The sequence below is a fragment of the Rhizobium sophorae genome, from assembly GCF_013087515.1.
GTDB classification, from domain to species: domain Bacteria; phylum Pseudomonadota; class Alphaproteobacteria; order Rhizobiales; family Rhizobiaceae; genus Rhizobium; species Rhizobium sophorae.
Genome location: NZ_JABFCN010000070.1, coordinates 243,200 through 268,964 on the forward strand (window position 1 = coordinate 243,200; position 25,765 = coordinate 268,964).

24 protein-coding genes are annotated in these 25,765 nt (G+C 61.0%); 13 read left to right on the top strand and 11 right to left on the bottom strand.

The window, feature by feature from the left end:
- Positions 1–65: 65 nt before the first annotated feature.
- The 5 genes from G9X64_RS35300 (at position 66) to map (ending at position 4,483) form a co-directional block, all read left to right on the top strand.
- A complete protein-coding gene (locus G9X64_RS35300; RefSeq protein ID WP_011653034.1) occupies positions 66–440 on the top strand; it encodes a YciI family protein in 375 nt (124 codons plus the stop codon).
- Positions 437–1,696, top strand: coding sequence for an RNA polymerase sigma factor (locus G9X64_RS35305; protein ID WP_168309468.1), 1,260 nt, complete (start codon positions 437–439; stop codon positions 1,694–1,696). Before G9X64_RS35300 ends, G9X64_RS35305 begins: the two co-directional genes overlap by 4 nt.
- A 99-nt stretch (positions 1,697–1,795) precedes the next feature.
- Positions 1,796–2,263: an SRPBCC family protein gene (locus tag G9X64_RS35310; protein ID WP_168309469.1), complete on the top strand. Its 468-nt coding sequence runs from the start codon at positions 1,796–1,798 to the stop codon at positions 2,261–2,263.
- Between the two features lie 253 nt (positions 2,264–2,516).
- Complete coding sequence (locus G9X64_RS35315; RefSeq protein WP_171378350.1) at positions 2,517–3,578, top strand: LLM class flavin-dependent oxidoreductase; 1,062 nt, start codon at positions 2,517–2,519, stop codon at positions 3,576–3,578.
- 146 nt (positions 3,579–3,724) lie between these two features.
- Entirely contained in the window at positions 3,725–4,483 is a 759-nt protein-coding gene (map, locus tag G9X64_RS35320; protein WP_138386876.1) for a type I methionyl aminopeptidase, read from the top strand.
- A gap of 153 nt (positions 4,484–4,636) precedes the next feature.
- Here map and G9X64_RS35325 read toward each other — a convergent pair whose 3' ends face one another.
- A complete protein-coding gene (locus G9X64_RS35325) occupies positions 4,637–5,212 on the bottom strand; it encodes a PadR family transcriptional regulator (protein WP_168309470.1) in 576 nt (191 codons plus the stop codon).
- 166 nt (positions 5,213–5,378) lie between these two features.
- Between G9X64_RS35325 and G9X64_RS35330 the strand changes: the two genes are divergently transcribed.
- Together G9X64_RS35330 and sbmA are read left to right on the top strand one after the other, a co-directional pair.
- Entirely contained in the window at positions 5,379–6,563 is a 1,185-nt protein-coding gene (locus G9X64_RS35330; protein ID WP_171378351.1) for a YbfB/YjiJ family MFS transporter, read from the top strand.
- Between the two features lie 125 nt (positions 6,564–6,688).
- Positions 6,689–7,954: a peptide antibiotic transporter SbmA gene (sbmA, locus tag G9X64_RS35335; RefSeq protein ID WP_168313603.1), complete on the top strand. Its 1,266-nt coding sequence runs from the start codon at positions 6,689–6,691 to the stop codon at positions 7,952–7,954.
- Positions 7,955–8,062: 108 nt separating this feature from the next.
- Here sbmA and G9X64_RS35340 read toward each other — a convergent pair whose 3' ends face one another.
- Positions 8,063–9,049, bottom strand: coding sequence for a polysaccharide deacetylase family protein (locus G9X64_RS35340; protein ID WP_168313602.1), 987 nt, complete (start codon positions 9,047–9,049; stop codon positions 8,063–8,065).
- A gap of 121 nt (positions 9,050–9,170) precedes the next feature.
- On the opposite strand from G9X64_RS35340, the gene G9X64_RS35345 reads away from it, so the two are divergent.
- From G9X64_RS35345 to der, 3 genes are all read left to right on the top strand, one after another.
- On the top strand, positions 9,171–9,755 hold the full coding sequence (locus G9X64_RS35345) for an NnrU family protein (RefSeq protein ID WP_168313601.1): 585 nt from the start codon (positions 9,171–9,173) through the stop codon (positions 9,753–9,755).
- Between the two features lie 103 nt (positions 9,756–9,858).
- Positions 9,859–10,542 carry a tetratricopeptide repeat protein gene (locus G9X64_RS35350; protein WP_168313600.1) on the top strand — a complete coding sequence of 228 codons (684 nt, stop codon included), beginning with the start codon at positions 9,859–9,861 and terminating at the stop codon, positions 10,540–10,542.
- An 18-nt stretch (positions 10,543–10,560) separates the two neighbouring features.
- Positions 10,561–11,985, top strand: a complete 1,425-nt coding sequence (der, locus tag G9X64_RS35355; protein ID WP_168313599.1) for a ribosome biogenesis GTPase Der — start codon at positions 10,561–10,563, stop codon at positions 11,983–11,985.
- Positions 11,986–12,271: 286 nt separating this feature from the next.
- On the opposite strand, the gene G9X64_RS35360 is transcribed toward der, so the two are convergent.
- Entirely contained in the window at positions 12,272–12,709 is a 438-nt protein-coding gene (locus tag G9X64_RS35360; protein WP_168313598.1) for a MarR family winged helix-turn-helix transcriptional regulator, read from the bottom strand.
- A 159-nt stretch (positions 12,710–12,868) separates the two neighbouring features.
- Between G9X64_RS35360 and G9X64_RS35365 the strand changes: the two genes are divergently transcribed.
- Positions 12,869–13,882, top strand: coding sequence for an alpha/beta hydrolase (locus G9X64_RS35365; RefSeq protein WP_171378352.1), 1,014 nt, complete (start codon positions 12,869–12,871; stop codon positions 13,880–13,882).
- Positions 13,883–13,888: 6 nt separating this feature from the next.
- Here G9X64_RS35365 and G9X64_RS35370 read toward each other — a convergent pair whose 3' ends face one another.
- Both G9X64_RS35370 and G9X64_RS35375 read right to left on the bottom strand, forming a co-directional pair.
- On the bottom strand, positions 13,889–15,070 hold the full coding sequence (locus G9X64_RS35370) for a glycosyltransferase family 4 protein (protein WP_171378353.1): 1,182 nt from the start codon (positions 15,068–15,070) through the stop codon (positions 13,889–13,891).
- A gap of 244 nt (positions 15,071–15,314) precedes the next feature.
- Entirely contained in the window at positions 15,315–16,355 is a 1,041-nt protein-coding gene (locus tag G9X64_RS35375; RefSeq protein ID WP_047611346.1) for a glutamine synthetase beta-grasp domain-containing protein, read from the bottom strand.
- A gap of 432 nt (positions 16,356–16,787) precedes the next feature.
- On the opposite strand from G9X64_RS35375, the gene gstI reads away from it, so the two are divergent.
- Complete coding sequence (gene gstI, locus G9X64_RS35380) at positions 16,788–16,979, top strand: glutamine synthetase translation inhibitor GstI (RefSeq protein ID WP_131619636.1); 192 nt, start codon at positions 16,788–16,790, stop codon at positions 16,977–16,979.
- A gap of 124 nt (positions 16,980–17,103) precedes the next feature.
- On the opposite strand, the gene G9X64_RS35385 is transcribed toward gstI, so the two are convergent.
- The 6 genes from G9X64_RS35385 to G9X64_RS35410 all read right to left on the bottom strand — a co-directional run bounded on the left by G9X64_RS35385 (position 17,104) and on the right by G9X64_RS35410 (position 23,785).
- On the bottom strand, positions 17,104–18,024 hold the full coding sequence (locus G9X64_RS35385; protein ID WP_168310580.1) for a sugar kinase: 921 nt from the start codon (positions 18,022–18,024) through the stop codon (positions 17,104–17,106).
- Between the two features lie 305 nt (positions 18,025–18,329).
- On the bottom strand, positions 18,330–19,316 hold the full coding sequence (locus G9X64_RS35390; protein WP_168310581.1) for an ABC transporter ATP-binding protein: 987 nt from the start codon (positions 19,314–19,316) through the stop codon (positions 18,330–18,332).
- Positions 19,309–20,316 (bottom strand): ABC transporter ATP-binding protein, encoded by a 1,008-nt coding sequence (locus tag G9X64_RS35395; protein ID WP_168310582.1) that lies wholly within the window; start codon positions 20,314–20,316, stop codon positions 19,309–19,311. Before G9X64_RS35395 ends, G9X64_RS35390 begins: the two co-directional genes overlap by 8 nt.
- Before the next feature lie 2 nt (positions 20,317–20,318).
- Entirely contained in the window at positions 20,319–21,236 is a 918-nt protein-coding gene (locus G9X64_RS35400) for an ABC transporter permease (protein WP_168310583.1), read from the bottom strand.
- Entirely contained in the window at positions 21,233–22,156 is a 924-nt protein-coding gene (locus tag G9X64_RS35405; RefSeq protein WP_168310584.1) for an ABC transporter permease subunit, read from the bottom strand. Before G9X64_RS35405 ends, G9X64_RS35400 begins: the two co-directional genes overlap by 4 nt.
- A gap of 48 nt (positions 22,157–22,204) precedes the next feature.
- On the bottom strand, positions 22,205–23,785 hold the full coding sequence (locus tag G9X64_RS35410; protein WP_168310585.1) for a peptide ABC transporter substrate-binding protein: 1,581 nt from the start codon (positions 23,783–23,785) through the stop codon (positions 22,205–22,207).
- A 286-nt stretch (positions 23,786–24,071) separates the two neighbouring features.
- Between G9X64_RS35410 and bglA the strand changes: the two genes are divergently transcribed.
- Positions 24,072–25,718 carry a beta-galactosidase BglA gene (gene bglA, locus G9X64_RS35415; RefSeq protein ID WP_168310586.1) on the top strand — a complete coding sequence of 549 codons (1,647 nt, stop codon included), beginning with the start codon at positions 24,072–24,074 and terminating at the stop codon, positions 25,716–25,718.
- Positions 25,719–25,765 lie beyond the last annotated feature (47 nt).

Below are 25,765 nucleotides of genomic sequence, written 5' to 3' on the forward strand. Positions count from 1 at the left end.
AATTTTTTGATGCGGCCTGTCGGGTAAGCGGTTACTCCTTCGTCATTCAAAGAGAGGAGTGAGCAATGCTTTATGCAATCCTTTGTTACGCCCATGAGGAAACCGTCTTCGCCTGGAGCAAGGAGGAGGAGGCGGCCGTCATGGAGAAACTCTACGCCGTGCAGGAGCCGCTTGCCGCATCCGGCAAACTCGGCCCCGTCGGCCGGTTGATGCCGACGACGGCTGCGACCACAGTGCGCAAGGGCAAGGACGAGCCCTTGGTCATCGATGGGCCTTTTGCGGAAACGAAAGAGGCGCTTCTCGGCTTCTATGTCGTCGACTTCGAAACGCTCGACGAGGCGATCGCCTTCTCGAAACAGCTTTCATCCGTCAATCCCGGTTCCACCTCCTACGAAATTCGGCCTTTCTACGTCTTCAGGCCGGGAGATGCTTCGTCATGACAGACATTGCCTGGATCGACCTCGCGCTTGCATCGGCCCGCCCGAAGGCGCTCGGCGCGCTGCTGCGCTATTTCCGCAATCTCGATACCGCGGAAGAGGCGTTTCAGGAAGCGTGTCTGAGGGCAATCCGGACATGGCCGGAGAAAGGGCCACCACGCGATCCCACAGCCTGGCTCATCTTCGTCGGCCGCAACAGCGGCATTGATGCGGTGCGCAAGCGGGCGAAGACCCAGGCTCTGCCGGATGAGGAGGTCATCTCCGATACCGAGGATGCCGAAAGCGATATCATCGAGCGGCTGGACGATTCCAATTATCGCGACGATATTCTGCGGCTGCTGTTCATCTGCTGCCATCCAGATCTGCCGGCAACCCAGCAGATCGCGCTGGCGCTACGCATCGTTTCCGGCCTTTCGGTGCAGCAGATCGCGCGTGCCTTCCTGGTGTCCGAAAGCGCCATGGAACAGCGCATCACCCGGGCCAAGGCACGCGTTGCCAAGGCAGGCGTGCCTTTCGAAACGCCGAGCCCTGAGGAGAGGGCCGAACGCTTGTCGATCGTCAGCACGATGATCTATTTGATCTTCAACGAGGGCTACAGCCAGGCCGACCCCAGGCATGAGGCGGCTGCCTTCAGCGACGAGGCGATCCGGCTGGCTCGGCTGATGCTGCATATCTTCCCGTCGGAACCGGAGCTGATGGGACTGCTTGCGCTCATGCTTCTGCAGATCTCGCGCCGGCCGGCGCGGTTCAATGCCGGAGACGAGATCGTGCTGCTCGAAGATCAGGACCGGTCGCTCTGGAACCAACCGTTCATCAATGAGGCCTTAGCGCTGCTCGACAAGGCGCTGCGCCACCGCAAGCCCGCTCCTTATCAGATTCAGGCTGCCATCGCCGCTGTTCATTCCCGCGCAAAATGCGCCGAGGATACAGACTGGGTGGAGATCGATCTGCTCTATCGCGCGCTGGAGCGTCTCCAGCCGTCGCCGGTCATAACGCTGAACCGGGCCGTCGTCGTCTCCAAGCTCCAGGGTGCGCAGGATGCGCTCGACCTCATCGATCCGCTTGGCGAAAAACTCGGCGGCTATTTCTATTATCACGGGCTGCGAGGTGGATTGCTGAAGCAGCTTGGCTTGACCAGCCAGGCGCGCGAAGCCTTCGACCGCGCCATTGCACTGGCCCATTCGGCAGCTGAGGCCGCCCATATCCGCCGGCAGATTGACAAGATGCAGGAAGAGGCCACGCAGCCAATCGCAAAATAAAAATGCGAAGGCCGGCGCGGTGTCGGAACGGCGAACTCTGACACGTCCTTGTAATGACCTGACAGGAAACAGGTTTCATTCAAATGGAGAGATGTCGAAATGACCGCCAGCACTCAACATGAACTCGTCCTCGTTCGCGAATTCGACGCGCCGCGCGAGAAGATCTACAAGGCATGGACCGATCCTGATCTGCTGAAGCAGTGGTTCGTGCCGCGTCCCTGGGGTGTGGCGGAAGCGACGCTCGACGTCCGCCCCGGCGGTTCCAACGTCGTCGTCATGCATGACCCCGAGGGCAATCAATACCCGAACCGCGGCGTCTATCTCGAGATCGTCGAGAACGAGAAGATCGTCTTCACCGATGCCTATACCAGCGCCTGGGCACCATCCGAGAAACCTTTCTTCACGGGCGTCATCCTGCTCGAAGATCTCGGCAACGGCCGCACGAAATATACGGCCAAGGCGCTGCACTGGCGCGCCGAGGACAAGGAGGCGCACGAGAAGATGGGTTTCCACGAAGGGTGGGGCAAGGCTGCGGACCAACTGGCGGAGTTGCTGGCGAAGATGTGAGCGGCGGCTGGACAGCGCGGCGAGAGTACGCCGTCCAGCCGCTTCAAGTATGATCTAAGGTGGTTCGAAAGATGAATCCGCCGGCGCTTCGAAGTCATTGAATTCAGATTCGAATTAATCGTCGATTGCTCTGCCTGATCGCCAAAGACATCATGCCGCCATCGAAATTCTCGAACATTCTGTTCCACAATTTGTATTTGCGCTGCATTCCCGGCATCCTTATCTCAACCGAGAATTCAACAGGATGCCGATGATGGAACTGGGGCTTTACACATTTGCCGACGTCAATCCGAAGCCTGCCGGTAGCAGAGGTGTCGAAGGGGCGGAGCGGCTGAAGAACCTGATCGAGGAAATCGAGCTCGCCGATCAGGTGGGACTCGATGTCTTCGGGCTCGGCGAGCATCATCGACCGGACTATGCGGCATCCGCTCCTGCAGTCGTATTGGCTGCGGCCGCGGTCAAAACGAAGAACATCCGGCTGACCAGTGCGGTCACCGTGCTCTCCTCCGACGATCCGGTGCGTGTCTTCCAGCAGTTTTCGACGCTCGATCTGATCTCCAATGGCCGCGCCGAAATCATGGCGGGGCGTGGCTCCTTCATCGAGTCCTTCCCGCTGTTCGGCTACAATCTCGAAGACTACGACCAGCTTTTCGAGGAGAAGCTCGATCTGCTGCTGGCGCTGCGCGACAGCGAGGTTGTGGAGTGGAAGGGTGAGCTTCGCGCGCCGATCAACGGGCGCGGTGTCTATCCTAGGCCGCTGCAGGATCCGTTGCCGCTCTGGGTCGCGGTCGGCGGTACGCCGCAGTCGGTGGCGCGCGCCGGCGCACTGGGCCTGCCGGTGGCGCTGGCGATCATCGGCGGCGAGCCGCGCCGTTTTGCGCCGCTCTTCGATCTCTACCGCGAGGCCGCGCGCCGGGCAGGACAGGATCAGTCGAAGCTGAAGACCAGCATCAATGTCCACGGTTTCATCGCCGACACGACGGCGGCGGCGGCCGACCAGTTCTACGGGCCGCAGGCCGAGGTGATGAACCGCATCGGCCGCGAGCGCGGCTGGGGACCGACGAACCGGGCGCATTTCAACATGTCGCGCGGGCCGAACGGCGCGCTCTTCGTCGGTGATCCCGAGGTGGTCGCCGAAAAGATCATCGCCCATCATGCGCTCTTCAAGAACGACCGCTTCCTGCTGCAGATGGCCATCGGCCTGATGCCGCATGCCGAGATCATGCGCGGCATCGAGCTTTACGGCACGAAAGTCGCGCCGATCGTCAGAAAGGCGTTGACTGATAGCAGCGAAGAGGCGAAAGCCACGGCTTGACGAGCGCATGACGCCGAAGATCGGAATCGATTTTCGGATGGGAATATGCGCTGATTCGAAGGGACAGAGCGTCCTTAGGGCTTCCTGTTGGAGGCGCGGCGCTCTAAGGCGGCCGCTGCCGCCCTGCGCAAGGCCGGAACAGACGAATGGTTATCGCAAACGACGATGAACTGACCAAGCTCAAGGAGATCGGCCGCATCTGCGCCAACGCCATCCAGGTGATGGCGGCGGCGATGGAGCCCGGCATGACGACGCTGGAGCTCGACCAGATCGGCCGCAAAGTGCTCGAGGATTCGGGCGCGCGTTCGGCGCCGGAGTTCTGCTACCAGTTTCCCGGTGCCACCTGCATCAGTATCAACGAGGAAATCGCCCACGGCATTCCCGGCCCGCGCGTCATCCGCGCCGGCGATCTCATCAATATCGACGTCTCGGCGGAAAAGGACGGCTTCTTCGCCGATACCGGCGCCTCCTTCACGATGCCGCCGGTCAAGCCGAAGATCGAGCGGCTCTGCCGCGACGGCAAGCGGGCGCTGTGGATCGGGCTCAACCAGGTCAAATCAGGCGAGCCGCTGGCAAAGATCGGCACAGCCGTCGGCGCCTTCGCGCAGAAGAACCGCTATACGCTGGTCGCCAATCTGGCGAGCCACGGCGTCGGTCGCTCGCTGCATGAGGAGCCGGCCGAGCTCTCGACCTGGCCGGACCCTTCGGAAAAACGGATGATGACGGAAGGTCTCGTCTTCACCGTCGAGCCATTTCTCTCGCTCGGCGCGACATGGGCCGAAGGCGGCGACGATGCCTGGACGCTCTATGCCGATCCGAAGGCGCCGACCGTGCAATACGAACACACGGTGGTCGCGACGCGCAACGGGCCGGTGGTTCTCACCTTGCCGGATGAGCGGGGGTAAGGCTTTTTTCCAACATCTCTATCGGGAGCACGGCATTCTCCAGCGTCCCTCATCCTTGTACGTAGCCTGTAGGGCGGAGCCTCGAAGGACGCGCCGCAGCGCTGCTCCTGGCATCCATCGGACGCTGAAGCACCCGCTGTGTGGCCTTCATCTTCAGCCCCGCGTTCCCGGCCTGCCGCCTTGCAGGATTTCGGTGGCGGCGCGTTCGAGGATGCCGGCGATGCGGGCGGCTTCGGGTTTCGACCAGGGATAGCGCATCCGCAGCGCCGAGCGCAGCAGCATGCGGGCGGCGCGGATATCGCCGCCGTCCTGCATGAAGTCGCCGTCATCGCCATCGTCGGCGCCGTGACGGTCGGTTTCGAAGACACGCTTCACATAGGCCATCTTCTCACCGATGCGCTCGAGCTTGGCGAGCGTGTGCAGGATCATGTCGCGGTTTTCCTCGACGCGGCGGCGGCCGGCCTCGGTGATGCGATAGAGCTTCTTGGCGCCCTCGGCCTCGACCTCGGCAAGACCGGTTTCTTCGAGATAGGTGAGTGCAGGATAGATGACGCCGGGACTCGGCACGTAGAAGCCGCCGGAACGCTCCTCCAGCAACTTTATCAATTCGTAGCCGTGGCGCGGCTGCTCAGCGAGCAGCGCCAGGATGACTAGTTGCAGATCGCCTGCCGCGAATTTGCGGCCCATGCGGAAAGCGTCGCCGAACATGCCGCCTTTAAAGCCTCTCATGCCGTTTCCTTTCATCGTTAGATATATCGTCGACTATGTCGTAAAACATATATCGTAAGATAATTCCTTTCAAGTGCAGCAGAGATTTTTTGATGTTTCGGGAAATTGATCGATCGATCAGAATTACTTGATTGTGATGCCGGTGCTGCGGCGCGATAAGCGCTGCATGCTCGTGCGCACCGGTCACTCCCCGCCGAATCTTGTCTCCACCGCCGCTGCCGGCGCCGTTGCCATGGCCGCTGCCATGGGCTTCGGGCGCTTCTCCTACACGCCGATCCTGCCCGGTATGATCATCGGCGTGCCGCTTTCGGCAGCGGATGCAGGCTTTATCGCATCGGCGAATTTCGTCGGTTATCTCGTCGGCGCGGTGCTTGCCGCCTATGGCTGGGCGGCGGGGCGGGAGCGGCTGGTGGCGCTGCTGTCGCTGCTGGCAACCGCCATCCTGCTTGCTGCCATGGCCGCTACCGATTCCGTCGCGATTTTTGCCGTCATCCGTTTCCTCGCCGGCATCGCCAGCGCCTTTGCGATGGTCTTCACCTCGTCGATTGTGCTCAGCCACGGGGCTGCTGCCGGCAACGATCATGTGCAGGCGGCGCATTTCGGCGGGCCGGGTGCTGGCATCGCGCTGTCCTCGGTCATGGTGTTTCTGATCGGCCTCGGCTTTCACGATGGGCCGGGCGGCTGGCGCGCCGACTGGATCGGCGGGGCGCTTTGTTGCGCGGCAAGCCTCGTCGTCGTTTTCCTGCTGCTGCCGTCGGCGCCGGCGCAATCGGCGCAGTCGGGCAAGGAGCCGGCGCTCATCTGGAACCGGCCGATGGTGTTGCTGACTTTGTCCTACGGCCTGTTCGGCTTCGGCTATGTCATCACCGCGACCTTCCTCGTCACCATCGCGCGCCTTTCTGCAACCGGGCCCTTCGTCGAATTCCTGTGCTGGTTCATTGCCGGCCTGACGGCGGCGGTGGCGCTGTTTGCCTGGAAGCCGCTGGTCAAGCCGCTCGGGCTTGGCGGCGTCTATGTCGCGGCGCTTCTGGTCGAAGCCACCGGCGTGCTAGCGACCGTTGCGCTGCCGGCTTCTGCCGCACCGCTGATCGGCGGGGCGCTGTTCGGGGCGACGTTCCTGGCAATCACCGCCTACGGGCTGCAGATCGGCCGCAAGCTTTCGCCCGAGAGCCCGCGGCGGATCCTGGCGATGATGACGGCCGCCTTTGGCGTCGGCCAGATCGTCGGGCCTGTCGTTGCCGGCTGGATCGCCGAGCGCAGCGGCAACTTCACCGTCCCGACGGTGATCGCCGCCGTGGCACTCGTCGCCTGCGCAGCGCTGGTGATGCCGGTGATCAGGAAAATCGCTTAACCGGTTACATCTCTGTAACAATGGGCCGAACCCATTGCTGCTTCCTTGGAACTGCCTTAGTTTCCGGCACAATCAGTGTTCCACGACACTCCCGAGACTCACAGTTCAGGAAAGCAAAGCCCTCCGTGTTTCATTCCTTCTTTCCACAGCCAAAGGCGTTCTTCACTTCGCTCGCAATCTGGACGCTGGCTGCGATTTTTGGCTGGTATTTCTTCGCCGCTGGTCTTGGTGCTTCCCTCGGTTTTGCACCGATTCCTGAAGAGCAGCAGCCGATCGACCTTTCGTTCTTCCTACTGCCCGAAAATGTCTGGTTCTACGGCTATTTCCTTCTATCGGCAGTAATCTTCTGCGGTGCATGGCATCTGAAGGCGCTGAACCACCCTTGGAAGATTTGGTCGATCTGGGGTTCGGCACTGATCATCTTCGTGACCTACTTCGGCGTCCAGATCAGCGTTGTGATCAACAACTGGCGCCGGCCGTTTGGTGACCTTCTGCAGAACGCATTGTCGAAGCAGCCAGGCATTTCCGTCGACAATTTCTACAGCCTAATGTGGGTCTTCTGCCAGATAGCATTCCTCAGCATGTTCGTATCGATCATGACTGACTTCTTCACCAGCCACTACATCTTCCGCTGGCGAACGGCGATGAACAATTTCTACATGTCGAAGTGGGAAAAGCTGCGTCACATCGAAGGCGCCTCGCAGCGCGTTCAGGAAGACACGATGCGCTTTTCGAGCACGCTCGAAGGTCTTGGCATCAGTCTCATCAACTCGGTGATGACGCTCGTGGTGTTCCTTCCGATCCTTCTGGCGCTGTCGCATTACGTGACCGAACTGCCGTTCATCGGGCCGGTGGCGAATTCGCTCTTCTGGCTGGCGCTGTTCTGGTCGGCGTTCGGCACGCTTCTGCTGGCGGTCGCCGGCGTCAAGCTGCCGGGGCTGAATTTCCGCAACCAGCGTGTCGAGGCGGCCTATCGCAAGGAGCTCGTCTATGGCGAGGACCATGCGGACCGAGCCGAGCCGCTGACAGTCAGGGAGCTCTTCGACAACGTCCGCCGCAATTATTACCGCATGTATTTCCACTACATGTATTTCAACGTCGCCCGCTATTTCTATATCCAGGCCGACGCGCTCTTCGTGGTCTTCATGCTGGTGCCGACGATCGTGGCGGGCACGATCACCTACGGTATCTTCCAGCAGATCTCGACCGCCTTCGGCCAGGTCAGCAACTCGTTCCAGTATCTCGTCAACTCCTGGACGACGATCATCGAGTTGCTCTCGATCCACAAACGCCTCAAGGCCTTCGAGGCGGCAATCGATGACGAACCGCTGCCGGATATTGACCAGCGCTACCTGGAACGTGAGACGGGCGTCGTGCACGCCGACGGTTGATGCGCGGGGTATTCAGCGAGCGATTGCAGCGAATCTCTTCTCCCCAGCGGGGAGAAGATGCCGACAGGCAGATGAGGGGCCGTCTCTACAGCATTTCCTTAGACGCCGTCAAAGACCTGACGTTTGCAATTTCCCGCGCGCCTCGATCATCGGGATCGCTTCCGAATAGCTGACACAGGCCACATCCGTTCGGTGGCAGACGTCGCTGACCAGCCTGTCGAGGGCACGCCAGTAGGCGCCGCCGTTCATTTCGACGAAGTGGAAGCCGAGCTGCAGCGGGATGCGGGAGCCGGCATATTGCCTGTCGAAAGCCTCCTTGAAGGCGGCATAGGCGCGGTCCTCGAATTCCCCGGAATCGGCCGTATCCTCCTCACCCTTGGAATGGCGGACGAAGAGATTGTAGTCCATGCCGATGATCGGCTTGTCATTCGGGCCTTCGGGGATCAGCGGCAGGCCGAAGCGGATGATGCCGTCTTCCTCGACAGGCATGGCAGGGCCCTTGGTGACGAGGCTCGCGTCATAGGTGAAGCCCGCCTTCTTTTCGGCGGCGATCATGTCGGCGCCCGCAGTTGCCGAGAGATAGGGGGCGCGAAAGCCCTTGATGCCGTGATCGACCAGATCCTGCCAGCCGGCCGGCTCGTGGAGACCGACGCTCTTCCAGGCATTCTCAAGCGTCGCGTGGAAGGTGGCGTATTCGGCCGACCAGTCGGCCTCGCTCCAGAGGCGGCCGTCGAAATGCCCACAGGCATGGCTCGATATGTCGTGTCCTTCGAGGTGGGCGTGCCAGATATTGCCAAGGCGCTCGCGGATCTCGTCGTCGCTCTGGGCGAAGCCGACGTTGGATTTTCCGCGTTTCTGGTGCGGCGCCTGGTAGGCCTTCTTCGCCGCCTCGTTCATCAGAAAAGTGCAGGAAAGGAAATAGGTGAAATGGGCGCCGTTTTTCGCCGCCATCTCGCGGCTCTTCAGCCAGAGTGCGTTATCGTGGGCGCCGTCGAAGGAAATGATAACGAGCTGTTTCGGCCGGTCGGCCGCCTCGGCAATTGCCGGAACGAGGAGCGAAACAGAAAGGCAGGCGGAGAGGAGGGAACGAGACATGGGCACCGCGACAATTTGTTCGCGGTTTCCCTCCGACAGAATTGCGGCGAAGCTGCGGTCGCGCTGGCATTTTCTCGCGCCAGCCGGTAAGCCATGACAAACGGCACGGAAGGGATCCGCAATGACATTGCTTATCGTCGGCATCATACTTTTCCTTGGGGTGCATCTGGTGCGGGTGGTGTCGCCGGAGTTTCGCCGCTCGATGATTGCAAGCCTCGGCGAGAAGGGCTGGCGGGCGGCCTATTCGATTGCCAGCATCGCCACGCTGATCCTGTTGATTTACGGCTTCGGGCAGGCGCGGCAGGTGACCGGAATGCTATACAATCCCCCGGTCTGGATGGCACATATAGCAATCACGCTGATGCTGATCGCGATGATCTGTCTCGTCGCCTCGCTGCTGCCGGCGGGGCATATCGCGACGAAGACCAAACATCCGATGGTGCTGTCGGTGAAGATCTGGGCATTGGCGCATCTGCTCGCCAATGGTGAGACATCATCCGTGCTGTTGTTTGCCGCATTTCTGGCCTGGGGCGTCGTCATGCGCATTTCCCTGAAACGGCGGGAGCGGGCGGGCGAGATCACGCTCCGGCCCTTCGTCTCGGCCAAGTACGACCTCTATGCCATCGTCATCGGCATCGTCGTCTGGGTGCTGATCATCTGGAAGCTGCACGAATGGTTGATCGGGGTTTCGCCGCTCGCCATGTGACGAATCTTTCACATCCCCCTTACAACGGCGGCAAAATGGAGTAGAAGGCCCGACAATATGCGTTTTGCATGGTGTATGGGTATTTCCGCGGCCGGAGACGAGAATGGCATTCAACGACGACAGCTTCATCCGTGAAGTCAATGAGGAATTGCGGTCTGACCAGATGAAGGGCGTCTGGCGCCGGTTCGGCCGCTATATCGTCGTCGTCGCCATCCTGATCGTCGTCGGCACCGCCGGCAAGGTTCTCTACGACTATTGGGACGACAACCGCTCCTCCGGCACCGGCGACCAGTTCCTGGCGGCGATGAAGCTAGCCGACGAGAACAAGAACGACGAGGCGCTGGCCGCGCTCGACAAACTCGAGAAGGAAGGCCATGGCGCCTACCCGGTGCTGGCGCGCATGCGCGCCGCGACCGTTCAGGTGCAGAAGGGCGATGCCGCGGCGGCAATCGCCGCCTTCAACGAGATCGGCAAGGACAATGCCGTTCCGGCCGCCGTGCGCGATGCCGCCAAGATGCGCGCCGGCTGGCTGCTCATCGAGAACGGCACTTACGAACAGGTTTCGGCGGCGGTCGAGGAAATGGCCGTTCCGGGCAACGCCTTCCGTCATTCGGCGCGCGAGGCACTCGGCCTTGCCGCTTACAAAGCCGGCAACATGGCGCAGGCGCGGCAGTGGTTCCAGTCGATCGTCAACGATACCGACAGCCCGCGCAATGTTGCCAATCGCGCCCATATGATGCTTGATCTGATTACCGCATCCGGCAAGGCGCCCGCCGCTCAGGGCTGATCGTGTTAAGGACAAGATATGAGTTTCACGGTCGCCATCGTCGGTCGTCCGAATGTCGGCAAGTCGACACTTTTCAACCGGCTGGTGGGTAAGAAGCTGGCGCTTGTCGACGACACGCCGGGTGTTACCCGCGACCGCCGGCCGGGCGATGCGCGGCTGATGGGCCTGACTTTCACGATCATCGACACGGCTGGTCTGGAAGAGGCCGACGCGGAAAGCCTGCAGGGCCGGATGCGGGCGCAGACGGAAGCGGCGATCGACGAGGCGGATCTTTCGCTTTTCGTCGTCGATGCCAAGAGCGGATTGACGCCCGTCGATACCGACCTTGCGGAGATGCTGCGCCGGCGCGGCAAACCGGTGGTGCTCGTCGCCAACAAATCCGAAGCGCGCGGTTCAGACAGCGGCTTCTATGACGCCTACACGCTCGGGCTCGGCGAACCGACCCCGATTTCGGCTGAACATGGGCAGGGCATGCTCGACTTGCGCGATGCGATCGTTGCGGCAATCGGCGAGGACCGGGCCTATCCCGCCAAGGAGGATGTCGCCGTTACAGATGTCGACATTCCACAGACGGAAGGCGAAGACAGCGACGAGGACGAAGAGCCGGCCTATGACGAGACGAAGCCGCTCAGGGTGGCCATCGTCGGCCGGCCGAATGCCGGCAAGTCTACACTGATCAATCGCTTCCTCGGCGAGGACCGGCTTTTGACCGGGCCGGAGGCCGGCATCACCCGCGACTCCATCTCGGTCGAATGGGACTGGCGTGGCCGCACCATCAAGATGTTCGATACGGCAGGCATGCGCCGCAAGGCGCGGGTGATCGAGAAGCTGGAGAAGCTTTCGGTAGCCGATGCGCTGCGCGCCATCCGCTTCGCCGAAACCGTCGTCATCGTCTTCGATGCAACGATCCCTTTCGAAAAGCAGGATCTGCAGATCGTCGACCTCGTGCTTCGCGAAGGCCGTGCCGCCGTGCTCGCTTTCAACAAATGGGACATGATCGAAGACCGGCAGGCGGTGCTTGCGGATCTGCGCGAAAAGACCGACCGGCTGCTGCCGCAGGCGCGCGGCATTCGCGCCGTGCCTATCTCCGGCCAGACCGGCTGGGGGCTCGACAAGCTCATGCAGTCGATCATCGATACCGACAAGGTCTGGAACAAGCGCATCTCGACGGCGCGGCTCAACCGCTGGCTGGAGACGCAGCAGATCCAGCATCCGCCACCGGCCGTTTCCGGCCGCCGCATCAAGCTGAAATATATGACGCAGGTGAAGGCCCGCCCGCCGGCCTTCATGATCTCCTGCACCCGATCGGATGCGCTGCCGGAATCCTATACACGCTATCTGATCAACGGGTTGCGCGCGGATTTCGACATGCCGAGCGTGCCGATTCGCATCCATTTCCGCTCGCCTGACAATCCGTTCGAAGGCAAGAAGAGGCGAACATAGGGTTTGGGCTTGCGCTGATTGGCGAGTTCTGAGGCACGTCGTGTGGCCACCCCCTCTGCCCTGTCGGACCCCGGGGTCGAGCCACGGGTCTCGACCCGTCCTTCCGACCCTCACACGGAGGGAGAAAGGCAGGAGGCGAACACTCAGTGCCTCTCTGTCGATGCTCTGGCCGCCAAGCGGTAATTGTTTGGGGAAGCCGTAACATCCATCTGATTTCGCCGCCTGTAGGGGAGATGCCCGATGGGGCAGAGGGGTGTCACTGGCAGTGCGATAGCTATCCGGGAATCTAAGCCACACTTTTGTTCAGCGCCTCACGCAGCGCCACGATCTCGGCCTGGAGGCGGGTGAGGTCGACGGCATCGCGACCGCTGGCAGCGGCGATGCAACCCGGGATGCCGATCGCCTTTTCCTTCAGGCGAATGCCTTCTTCGCTCAAGCGGACGACGACGACGCGTTCGTCCTCCCGGCTGCGTTCGCGTCTGACATAACCTGCGGTTTCCAGGCGTTTGAGCAGCGGGGTCAGCGTGCTCGATTCGAGGAAGAGCTTTTCACCGAGGCCACCGACGGTCTGGCCGTCCTGCTCCCAGAGAGAAACCATCGCTAGATATTGCGGATAGGTGAGACCCAACGCATCGAGCAGCGGCTTGTAGACGCGATTCAGTGCGTGGCTTGCCGTATAGACGGCGAAGCAGATGAAACTGTCGAGCTTTAGCTGATCCTGCATGGGGTATCTCCAAAACTAAACCAATTTATATCGTGCGATAAATAATCGTAGCCGCTTTTTATGCACGGTAGCTATGCAGAAATGTAAATTGTACGATAATTAATCGTGCGCGATATAAAACGTGTTCACGACGAACATCGAAACCGAGAGGACAAGACAATGTCGACCATCAAGACCGCAGTTTCCGCAGCAGCACTGCTCGTAGCCTCCGCCGTTGGCGCGCTTGCCGATCCGGTACTCGAACCGACAACGCAGAAATTCATCGACGGGCTTGCCGGCGGCAAGCCGATCTACACGCTGTCGCCGGCCGATGCCCGCAATGTCCTAGCCGGCGCGCAGAAGGGCGACGTGAAGAAGCTTGCTGCCAAGGAAGAGGATAGGGTCATCAAGGCTGGCCCGACAGGCAGCATCAAGCTGCATATCGTCCGCCCGGAACATGCCGAGGGCACGCTGCCGGTCATTCTCTATTTCCATGGCGGCGGCTGGGTGCTGGGCGATGCCGATACGCATGACCGGCTGGTTCGTGAGATCGCCAACGGCGCCGATGCCGCCGTCGTCTTCGTCGATTATGAGCGCTCGCCCGAAGCCCGTTATCCCGTCGCCATCGAGCAGGCTTATGCCGCGACCAAATATGTCGCCGAACATGCCAAGGAGTTCAAGGTCGATGCCTCCCGGCTCGCGGTCGCAGGCGATAGCGTCGGCGGCAACATGGCGGCGGTGGTGACGCTGCTTGCCAAGGAACGTGGCGGTCCCGCCATCGACCAGCAGGTGCTGTTCTACCCCGTCACCGACGCCAATTTCGACAATGGGTCCTACAACCAGTTCGCCGATGGCCCGTGGCTGACGAAGGAAGCGATGAAGTGGTTCTGGAATGCCTACCTGCCCGACGAAGCCAAGCGCAAGGAGCCGACGGCCTCACCACTGCAGGCATCGCTGGAGCGGTTGAACGGCCTGCCGCCGGCGCTCGTCATCGTTGACGAGAACGACGTGCTGCGTGACGAGGGCGAGGCCTATGCCCGCAAGCTCAGCCAAGCTGGCGTGAAGGTCACGTCGATGCGTTACAACGGCACGATCCACGATTTCGTGCTCCTGAACGCCATTGCTGAAACGCCTGCCGCGCGGAGCGCGATTGCGGTTGCGAACGACACGCTTCGCAGCGCACTTCACAAGTGAAACCAATCAGTCTGCGGACGGGAGAGGCCCGGCGGTTTCGCCGGGCTTTCTGCTTCTCGGAAGCGATTTAGCAAACTGCCAGGCCTTCTTCCATTTCGGCGTGATGACACCGTTAGCAGCGCGGATATTGTTGATGAACTGCAGCGTCGCCGCTTCCCAGGAATATTGCATGGCGAGCTCGCGGGCCTTGCTGCGCGAGGCGGAGAGGGCGGCAAGGCAGGCGGCTTGCAGGTTCTGGTCGAGCGCCCCGACTTCGCTATCCTCGCCGATGATGTCGAGCGGGCCGGTGACCGGATAGGCTGCGACCGGCACGCCCGATGCCAGCGCTTCGAGGATGGTGTTGCCGAAGGTGTCGGTGAGCGAGGGAAAGACGAAGACGTCGGCCTGTGCATAGGTTTTCGCCAGATCCTCGCCGAACTGCACGCCGGCGAAGAAGACGTCGGGATATTGTTTTTCGAGTTCGGCGCGCGCCGGACCGTCGCCGACGACGACCTTGGAACCCGGCAGATCGAGATCGAGGAAGGCCGGCAGGTTCTTTTCCAGCGCCACGCGACCGACGGTCATGAAGATCGGGCGCGACAGGCCGAACGGGTTTTCCTCGAGCTCCATCGGACGGAACTGCGTGGCGTCGATGCCGCGGCTCCAGGGCATGAGGTTGCGGATGCCTTTTTCCGACAGTTCGCGGGCAAGACTCGGCGTCGCCACCATGCATCCGGCGCCGCCATTGTGGAACCAGCGGACGAAGGAATAGAGCCAGCTCCTCGGTATCGGCAGGCGCGCGGAGACGTATTCCGGGAAGCGTGTGTGGTAGCTCGTCGAAAACGGCATGCGGTTCTTCAGGCACCAGCGGCGGGCGGTCAGCCCCAGCGGGCCTTCGGTGGCAATATGCACGTAGGAGGGATTGTGCTTTTCGATCTCGCGGGCGATGCGGCGGTAATTGGCGATCGACAGGCGGATCTCAGGATAGGTCGGGCAGGGGATGCTGTTGAAGCGCTCCGGCGTCACCATGGAAACCTCGACGCCCATCTTTGCAAGTTCGCGGTTGGTGTTCTCGATCGAGCGCACGACGCCATTGACCTGCGGGTGCCAGGCATCGGTGACGATCACCAGCCTCTCAGGCCGGTTCCCGGAGGCTGCGGCATTAGTCCAGCTCTCGCCGCTATAAGTGTTTGCCGGACGTTGCAGCATGTCACGATTTCCATCCGCGTCGCACTGATATGCCAACGCTTAACCCCTAAGCGGGGTTCCGGAACGGCGATTCCCGCTTCTCTATTTTGAGGCATGATCATGATGGAAATATTACAGCCCATATTGCAAGGATTGCAGGGCTTTCGCCGGCCTGATCGCCCCGATTATGTCAGTCGCTGGCCGCGGTTTTCTTCTGAAAGAAGAAGGTCACGGCGCCGATCGTGGACCGGCGCCGCTTGGGAGGTCAAGCTGCAGCGGAAGCCGAGCTAGCGGTCGGAACTTCCGAGATCGTCTTCAGAACCTGCGAAGCGATCTGGTAGGGGCAGCCCTGCGAGTTCGGGCGGCGATCTTCCAGATAGCCCTTGTAGTCGTTCTTGACGAAGGAGTGCGGTACGCGGATCGAGGCACCACGGTCGGCAACGCCGTAGGAGAACTTGTTCCACGGTGCCGTCTCGTGCTTGCCGGTCAGGCGCTTGTCGTTGTCAGGACCGTAGACGTTGATGTGGTCCATCAGGTTCTTTTCGAACTGCGCCATCAGCGCTTCGAAATAGGCTTTGCCGCCGACTTCGCGCATGTACTTGGTCGAGAAGTTGCAATGCATGCCCGAGCCGTTCCAGTCGGTGTCGCCGAGCGGCTTGCAGTGATACTCGATGTCGATGCCGTACTTTTCGGTCAGGCGCTGCAGGAGGTAGCGAGCCATCCAGATCTGGTCGGCGGCCTTCTTGGAGCCCTTGCCGAAAATCTGGAATTCCCACTGGCCCTTGGCCACTTCGGCATTGATGCCTTCGTGGTTGATGCCGGCAGCGAGGCAAAGGTCGAGATGCTCTTCGACGATTTCGCGAGCAACGTCGCCGACGTTCGAATAGCCGACGCCGGTGTAGTAGGGGCCCTGCGGAGCGGGGTAGCCCTGCTCAGGGAAGCCGAGCGGACGGCCGTTCTGGTAGAAGAAATATTCCTGCTCGAAGCCGAACCAGGCGTCTTCGTCGTCGAGGATGGTGGCGCGGGCATTCGATGCGTGCGGCGTGACGCCATCCGGCATCATGACTTCGCACATGACGAGAGCGCCGTTGGTCCGGGCCGGGTCGGGATAGATAGCGACCGGCTTCAGCACGCAATCGGAGCTGCGGCCTTCAGCCTGCTGCGTCGACGAGCCGTCAAAGCCCCAGAGCGGAAGCTGTTCCAGCGTCGGGAATGCGTCGAATTCCTTGATCTGCGTCTTGCCACGCAGGTTCGGTACCGGAGTGTACCCATCGAGCCAAATATACTCGAGCTTATATTTTGTCATCGTGACTCTCTCAATGCTACGAAGGTGAGCAAATCCGGAGGTGATCTCGGCGCGCAAGCGCATCCGACCGCCAGGGATGACGCTTTAAAAGCACGTAGCGTGCCAGTTTTGGCGCCACGCGAAAGAAAAATCGCGAATCAGCGTGTCGGCCGATTTTTTCCCTTTTGGAAAATCGTGCTGTTTTTAACGCTCACTGGCGGTATCGCCCATCAAATCGCATTTTTTCCATGTGGAACCGGATGAAAATTGCGGCGTTAGGCTGAAATGATGAAGTGTTAAACAAATTATCGGAAGCTGTTAGTCGAGACAGCATGCCGACCGATTACAATTGCAACATTGCCCTTATTTTATGCGATTTGCATAAACTATGTGCATTGTGCTATGTAGATGGTCCTGAAATGTTGATGCGCCGAACTGAATGGAGGCGATCTCATGCCCACCGGTTTCCATCGTGAATCCGCAACGATCTACCAGTTTCCCGTTAAGGCGATACGAAACGCCAACCGGTTCGAACGCGCCAGGCTGATGGAGCGCGAGGCCGCAGACGTCTGCGATGCTGCGCTCGACAGCTGCTGGTACCATGACGAGGCAGTTCGCGATTCCGATCGGCCGACGAAGTCCTGATTTCCCCTGGCAGCGGGCAACCGATGCCGAAAGCGGGGAGCGCTCGCACATGGCGTTCATACTGCGTCAGCATGTGCGGCCTAAAGGCATGTCTCGCTAAGCGAATCTGAAAGATCGCGCCGCTTTAGCCGCCATCCAATCCAAGCTTTTCCCTTGGGACCAATGCACCATGTTCGCTGACGACGCGGGCAGCGACCTTTGCTGCGAAACGGGCGGCAGCAGGCGCATCGCCGGCTTCAAGATATCGTGCGAGAAAAGCGCCGTTGAAGCTGTCGCCGGCGCTGGTCGTGTCGACCACCTTCTCCACCTTTTCGGCAGGAACGAAGGTTTGCTCGCCGGCAAAATTCAGCGTGACACCGTCGGCGCCGTTCTTGACGACGATATGAATGGCGCCCAGTGCGCGGTAGCGGTGGATCGTTGCCTCGATGGAATCATCGCCGAAATGGGCCGCCTCGTCGTCGAAGCTCGGCATGACGAGCACAGAGGAGCGGGCGCCCTCGCTGATTGTCGTATGCATCACGTCGTAGCTCGACCAGAGGCGGGGACGGATGTTCGGGTCGAACACAACGAGCTTGCCGGCGGCCTTGGCGCGGCGGACTTCGGCAAGCAGCGTCTCGGCATCCTCATGCGGCAGGATGGCAAGGGTGATGCCGGAGAAATAGACGACTTCAGCGCTCTCCACCGCCTCGCGCAGGCGGTCGGGATCGGCAGCCAGGCTGCGGGCGGCCGAGTTGTCGCGCCAGTAGCTGAAGGAGCGTTCGCCGTTTTTCAGGTTGATCATGTAGAGGCCGGGCGTCCTGCCCCTGATGCGACGGATGAGGCTCGTGCCGATGCCCGCCTTGTCGATGAAGGCCAGCATCTCATCCGACATGGCGTCGTCACCGAGGGCGGTGAAGTAGTCGACCGACCAGTCCGCGGCAAGGCAGGCGCGGGCATACCAGGCGGTGTTGAAGGTATCGCCGGCGAAGCCTTTGCGCAGCAGACCATCGCCTGCCTGCGAGAGTTCCACCATGCATTCACCGATCGATAGAAACCGTCTGCTCACCTTTTCCTCCCCGCACTAAAGCGCGTCGCGATCCTTCAGATTCGCTCTCGGGCTTTAAGTCCTTGTTTCTACGCATGTCGTTATCGCAAAACAGCTGCACACTTCTGCTGGAATTGCACCAGAGCGCCGCGCGTCCAACACGACACGCTAAGGACGCTCTATCACTTTGAACTGGCGCATAACCCCCCGAAAATCGATTCCGATTTTCGGGGGGTTATGCGCTGGTCCTCATTCGCTGATACGCGGAGAGCATGAAGGTGGCAAGCGCCGATAATAAGGAAGATGGAATCCCACCTTCACTCCACTCATGGCCTGTCCATGTGATAACAGGCGGCCTTCTGGCCGGGGCGGACCTCCTCGGTCGGCGGCATTTCGGTCCGACAGATGTCGGTCGCCTTCCAGCAGCGCGGTGAGAAGACGCAGCCCTTCGGCGGGTTGAGCGGCGAAGGTGGGTCACCCTGCAGACGGATGCGGGTGCGCAGGCGCGCCAGCTTCGGATCCGGGATCGGCGCGGCGGAGAAAAGCGCCTGCGTATAGGGATGGGCGGGGTGATCGAAGACGGTAGCGCAGTCGCCGGCTTCCACCACCCTGCCGAGATAGAGCACCAGCACATCGTCGGAGATCAGGCGCACGACGGAGAGGTCGTGGCTGATGAAGATCAGCGTCAGGCCGAATTCCTTGCGCAGCTTGCGCAGAAGCGTGATGACCTGGCCCTGGATCGAGACGTCGAGGGCAGAAACCGGCTCGTCGCAGATGATGAGCTTCGGCTTGGTGACGACCGCGCGGGCGATGCCGATGCGTTGCGCCTGGCCGCCGGAGAATTCGTGCGGATAGCGGTTGATCATCTCCGGCACCAGGCCGACTGCGGTCATGATCTCGCGGACACGCTCGGTGCGCTCGGCTTTGGAGAGTTTCGGCTCGAAGACGGTGAGTGGTTCGGCGATGATGTCGCCGACCGTCATGCGCGGGTCGAGCGAGGCGATCGGATCCTGGAAGATGATCTGCATGTCGCGGCGGGCGGCGCGCATTTCCTCATCCGACAGGTCGAGCAGGTTGCGGCCCTGCCACAGGATGCGGCCCTTCTGCGATTTCAACAGCCGCAGAATGGAACGGCCGAGCGTGGACTTGCCGCAGCCGGATTCGCCGACGATGCCGAGCGTGCGGCCTTCGCTGAGGTCGAAGCTGACATTGTTGACAGCGGTCAAGAAGATCGGCGGCTTGAAGAAGCCTTTCGCCGGCAGTTCGAATTGGGTCGTCAGGTTCTCGACCCTGAGAAGCGATCGTTCAGCCATGATTCAACAGCTCCTCGCGACGCGGGAAGGGGTGGTAACAGGCGGCGCAATGGCGCGGCGCCAGCGTTTCAAGCGGTGGCGGGCGGTCAATGCAATCGTCCTGGACCTGCGAACAGCGTGGCGAGAAATTGCAGCCCTTCGGCAGGTGCTGCAGGTTCGGCGGACGCCCGGGAATGACGACGAGGTCGTCGACATCCTGGTCGGGGCGCGGGATCGAGGCATGCAGTGCTGCGGTATAAGGGTGCGCTGGATTGTCGAAGAGCTCATCGACGGGCGCCTCCTCGACGATGCGGCCGGCATACATGACGGCGACGCGGTCGGCGAGGCCGGCAACGACGCCGAGATCGTGGGTGATCATGATAAGTGCGGTGTTCATCTCCGCCGTCAGATCGTTGAAGAGATCGAGGATCTGCGCCTGGATGGTGACGTCGAGCGCCGTCGTCGGCTCGTCGGCGATCAAAAGCTTCGGCCTCGTGAGCAGCGCCATGGCGATGACGATGCGCTGGCGCATGCCGCCGGAGAGCTCGTGCGGATAGAGATGGAAGCGCCGCGTTGGGTCGGGGATGCCGACACGTTTCAGCATGTCGAGCGCTGCGGCGGATGCGGCGCGCGCCGTCAGCCCGCCGTGCACCTCGAGCTGTTCCGTCAACTGCCGCGAAATCTTCAGCGTTGGATTGAGGGCGGTCATCGGATCCTGGAAGACCATGGCCATGTCCTTGCCGCGGATCTGGTCGAGTTCGCGCGGTTTCAGCGCCAGCACGTCCTTGCCTTCAAGCAGTGCCTGTCCCGTGGTTTTGCCGTTCTTGGCGAGCAGGCCCATGATGCCGAGGAAGGTCTGGCTCTTGCCGGAGCCGGATTCGCCGACGATGGCGATGCGCTCGCCGCGCTTGACCGTCAGGTTCATGTTCGAGACCGCCTTCACCTCTCCATCAGGCGTCTTGAATGTGATCGAGTAATCTTTGAGTTCGAGAAGTGTGTCTTTTTGTGTTTCCTGGGACATTCTTAGCGATCCTTCGGGTCGAACGCGTCGCGCAGGCCGTCGCCGATGAAGAGCAGGCTGAGCAGCAGGGCCACGAGGAAGCCCGCCGGGAAGACCAGCAGCCACGGCATGCTTTCCATGGCATCGGTTCCCTCGGCGATCAGCGTGCCGAGCGAGGTCAGTGGTTCCTGGACGCCGAAGCCGAGATAGGAAAGGAAGCTTTCGGTGGCGATGATTTCAGGCACCGTCAACGCTGCGAAGATGACGACGGGTCCGACGAGGTTCGGGATGACGTGCTTGATGATGATCTTGAACGGCCGCTGCCCGGATGCGCGGGCCGCTTCGATGAATTCGCGATGCTTGATCGACAGCGTCTGGCCGCGCACGATGCGGGCCATGGTCAGCCATTCCAGCGCGCCGATGGCGGCAAAGAGCAGATAGACGTTGCGGCCGAAGATCACCATCAGCAGGATGACGAAGAGGATATAGGGAAGCGCGTACATGATATCGACGAAGCGCATCATGATCGCATCCAGCCTGCCGCCGATATAGCCCGAGACAGCACCGTAGAGCACGCCGATAAAGACGGAGACAACGGTCGCCGTCAGCGCCACGGCCAGCGAGACGCGGGTGCCGTAAAGCACGCGGGCGAGAAGGTCGCGGCCGTTCGGGTCGGTGCCGAAATAGTGGCCGCTCTCGATCGAGGGCGGTATGCGGAAGGCCGCCCAATCCGGATCCTCATAGTTGAAGGGAATGAACCAGGGGCCGATGAAGGCCACGAGGATCAGCAGCGTCAGGACGACGATCGACAGGACGGCCGCCTTGTTGCGCCCGAGGCGGCGCAAGGCATCCTTGGTGAGCGAGCGGCTTTCGGGCGCAAGGCCTTCCGCTTCCAGTAGCTCCTGGGCAAGCAGCTCGCGTTTTGCGGGGTTGAGGATCATCGGTTTCTCACTTTCGGATCGAGCCACGCATAGGCGATATCGACGAGAAGATTCAGGAACACGATGAGCACCATGTAGAAAATGACCGTGCCGAGAACCATGCCGTAATCGCGGTTCAGTGCTGCGTTGACGAAATAGCGGCCGATGCCGGGCAATCCGAAGATGCTTTCGACAACCAGCGAGCCGGTGAGAAGGTAGCTTGCAGCCGGACCCAGATAGGAGACGACAGGCATCATGGCGGGCTTCAGCGCATGGCGCATGACGGTCAGGCGGGGGCCGATGCCTTTGGCCTTGGCCGTGCGGATGAAGTTCTGGTTCATTACCTCGATCATCGAGCCGCGGGTGATGCGCGAGATACGGCCGGCATGCGGCAGCGCCAGAACGACGATCGGCAGGATGAGGTATTTGATCGAGCCGTCGCCCCAGCCGCCGACCGGAAACCAAGCGAGATGGATGCCGAAGACGAGCTGCAGGATGGGCGCAATCAGGAAGTTCGGCAGCACGACGCCCACCAGAATGAGCGCGCCCAGAATATAATCCGGTGCCTTGTTCTGATAGAGCGCCCCAAGACAGCCGACGGCGACGCCGACAATGATGGCAATCAGGAAGGCAACCGTACCGATGGTGAAGGTGTAGGGCAGACCGATCATGATCTGCTGGGCGACGGTGAAATCCTCGCTGGCGAAGGAGGGGCCGAGATCGCCCCGGAGCAGGTCCCCGACATAGATCAGGTACTGCTGGATGAGCGGCTTGTCGAGATTGTAGTGGATCGCAAGGTTCTTCAGGATCACCGGCGGCAATGGCCTTTCGCCATCGAAAGGGCCGCCGGGGGCAAGGCGCAAAACAAAAAAGCAGGCTGTGACGGCGATCCAGAGAACGGGGATCGTCGATAGCAGGCGACGGAGGGCGTATTTGATCATGGTCGTGGGCCGGTCCTTCCCGCAACGCGCGGGAAGGACCGTTTTCCCTTACTCTTTCATCGACAGCCAGCGGGTGCGGTGGATGTCCTGAATATTGTCGACGAAGCCTTCGATCTTCGGCGAAACGACATTCTTCGAGACGTAGTAGTAGATCGGCAGGGCGGCGGATTCATCCAGCGCCAGCTGTTCGGCCTTCTTGAAGATCGCCGCACGCTTTGTGAGATCCGTCTCGGCGTTGCCTTCCTTGATCAGCTTGTCGTATTCGGGATTCGACCAGCGGCCGTAGTTCATCTGCACGCCTGTCACCAGGAGGTTCAGGAAGTTGTCCGGGTCGTTATAGTCGGCGAGCCAGCCGGCGCGGCCGATTTCGACCTGGCCACGCTGCATCTGGTCGTAATGCACCTTGGTTTCGGCATTGACGAGCTCGACATCGACGCCGAGCGGCTTCCACATGGAGGCGATGGCGACGGCGATGCGCTTGTGGTTGTCGTTGGTGTTGTAGCTGAGCACGGCGTGCAGCGGCTTGTCCGGGCCGAAACCGGCTTCGGTCAGAAGCTTCTTGGCTTCGGCAACCTTTTCGCTATAGGGCAGGTCCTTCCAGCTGACATAGGCCGGCTCGCCGTAATTCGCCGTGCCCGGCGGGACCCAGGAATAGGCCGGCAGTTCGCCCGTGCCGAGGATTTGCGGGCCGATCACTTCGCGGTTGATCGCCATGGAGAGAGCCTGGCGGACGCGCTTGTCGCTGAAGGGCGGCTTCTGCGAGTTGACGACGTAATAGTAGAGGCCGGAGAAGGGGGCGACGTGCGCCTGGCCCGGCAGGTTCTTCTTCATCCACTCATACTGGTCGGTCGGGAAGTCGGTGAGGATGTCGAATTCGCCGGCGCGGTAGCGTTTCAGCGCGGCTTCCTGGTCTTCGAGCACGAAGAACTTCGCGCCATCGATCTTCAAGTCCTTGGCGCCATACCACTGGTCGTTCTTGACCGTCGTGACATGCGAGCCCGGCACCCACTCGACGGGCTTGTAGGGGCCGTTGGTGACAATGTTGCCGATCTTGACCCAATCCTGGCCCTTCGCCTCGACGACATGCTTCGGCAGCGGATAGGCAGTGTAATGCATCAGGGCATTGATGAAATAGGGAGTCGAGTTTTCAAGCGTGATCTCCAGCGTCTTGTCGTCGATCGCCTTGACGCCGAGTTCGTTGAGATCGGTGATCTCGCCCTTGTTGATCTTTTCCGCATTCTTGATGGTGAATTGCAGATAGGCATAATCGGCGGCATTCTTCGGGTCGACGAGGCGCTGGAAGGCGAAGACGAAGTCTCCTGCCGTTACCGGCTGGCCATCGGACCACTTGATGCCGTCGCGAAGCTTGAAGGTGTAGACCTTGCCATCAGGCGAAATCGTCCAGCTTTCAGCCTGGCCGGGGATCGGATTATCCTTGGCGTCCTCGGTGACGAGGCCTTCGAAAATGTCACCGGCGATACGGTTCTCCCAGTCGCCGGAAAGCTTCTGCGGATCGAGCGACTGCGGGTCGCCACCATTGTGAATGTTGAGCGTGGCCGCATGGGCCGAAAACGCCAGCAATGTGCCAAGCATCGCAGAGGCAAGAAATTTTTTCGCGAAATGGTTCATGGTGGGTCCACCTTTCTAGGCTTTTCGCCTTTATTAGACATTTGTTCCCGGTGTTTGACCTCTTACGTGCAGGTCAGCGCGCACATTATCGCAAAGGCTTTGCGTTGCAACCCCAAATCCGGAGGGTAGAAACGGGTTGTGGACAAGCCTATACACGTCTCCCCCTTGTCGGATCGCGACGATGCGTCGCGGCGTTTCGCAATGCCTTCATAACCGCTTCACCTGGTTGTCTTTTGTTTCGTCCGCTTTAGTGTGGCGAGCGCAAACGAGGCAGGAGATGTAGCCGATGGCATTGCAGGCAGGCGGGAGTGCGGACTGGTGGCGCGGTGCGGTGATCTATCAGGTCTATCCGCGCTCTTTTCAGGACACCAACAGCGACGGTCTCGGCGATCTCAGGGGAATCACCCGCCGGCTGCCGCATATTGCCAGCCTCGGCGTCGACGCGATCTGGCTCTCGCCCTTCTTCAAGTCGCCCATGGCCGACATGGGCTACGACGTTTCCGATTATTGCGACGTCGATCCGATCTTCGGCACGCTCGCCGATTTCGATGAGATGATGGCCGAAGCGCACAGGCTCGGCATCAAGGTCGTCATCGACCAGGTGATCTCGCACACTTCCGACCGGCATCCCTGGTTCGTCGAGAGCCGATCGAGCCGGACCAATCCGAAAGCGGACTGGTACGTCTGGGCCGACCCGAAGCCTGACGGCACGGCGCCGAACAACTGGCTGTCGATCTTCGGCGGACCGGGCTGGGAATGGGATGGCGTGCGCCGCCAATACTACCAGCACAATTTCCTGACTTCGCAGCCGGACCTCAATTTCCACAGCAAGGCCGTGCAGGATGCGGTGCTGGAGACGGTGAAGTTTTGGCTTGACCGCGGCGTCGACGGCTTCCGGCTGGACACGGTCAATTATTATTTCTGCGACAAGCAGCTCAGGAGCAATCCGCCGCACGAGCCTGATGAGGATGACGCCGGCCTCGATGCGCCCGACAGCAATCCCTACGGCATGCAGAACCACCTCTACGACAAGACGCAGCCGGAAAATGTCGATTTCCTCAGGCGCTTCCGGGCGCTGCTCGATCAGTACGAGGATCGCACGACCGTCGGCGAGGTCGGCGACGGGGCGCGCTCGCTGAAGACGGTTGGCGCCTATACGAGCGGCGGCGACAAGCTGCATATGTGCTACACATTCGATCTGCTCGGACCGGATTTCACCGCAGAGCATATTCGCGGCTGCGTCGAGGCCTTCCAGAAAGCGGTGACCGACGGCTGGGTCTGCTGGGCTTTTTCCAACCACGACGTCATGCGCCATGTCAGCCGTTTCGCGCGGACGGAGGAAGAGCGTCCGGTTATCGCCAAGCTGGCGATCTCGGTGCTGGCGGCGCTACGTGGCTCGATCTGCCTCTATCAGGGCGAGGAACTCGGCCTGCCCGAGGCGGAACTCGCCTTCGAAGACCTGCGCGACCCCTACGGCATCCGCTTCTGGCCGGCCTTCAAGGGCCGCGATGGATGCCGCACACCGATGCCCTGGGAAGCCGGCAAGGCGCATGCGGGCTTCACCTCCGCGGAAAAGAGCTGGCTGCCGGTGCCTTACGAGCAGGCAGCACTTTCCGTCGATACGCAGGAGGCGAGCGACAGCTCGGTGCTGCATCACTACCGCAAGACGCTTGCATTCCGGAACAGCCATCCGGCACTGATCGACGGCGACATGACCTTCATCGGCACCAACCAGGACCTGCTCGCCTTCACCCGCGAAAAGGACGGAGAAAAACTGCTCTTCGTTTTCAACCTGACGCGCAAACCGGCGGAATTCCGCCTGCCCGATGACATGGTGATCGAGGAACCGCTTGAGATGCCGGGCTTCGAGGCGGTAGCGGGCGCGGGGTCAGTGAAGCTTGCGGCGCTTGACGGGTTTTGTGCGCGGGTTTGATGTTCGACTGCTGTGTCTGAAGGCGACCGTCGAGGTTATTCACTGCG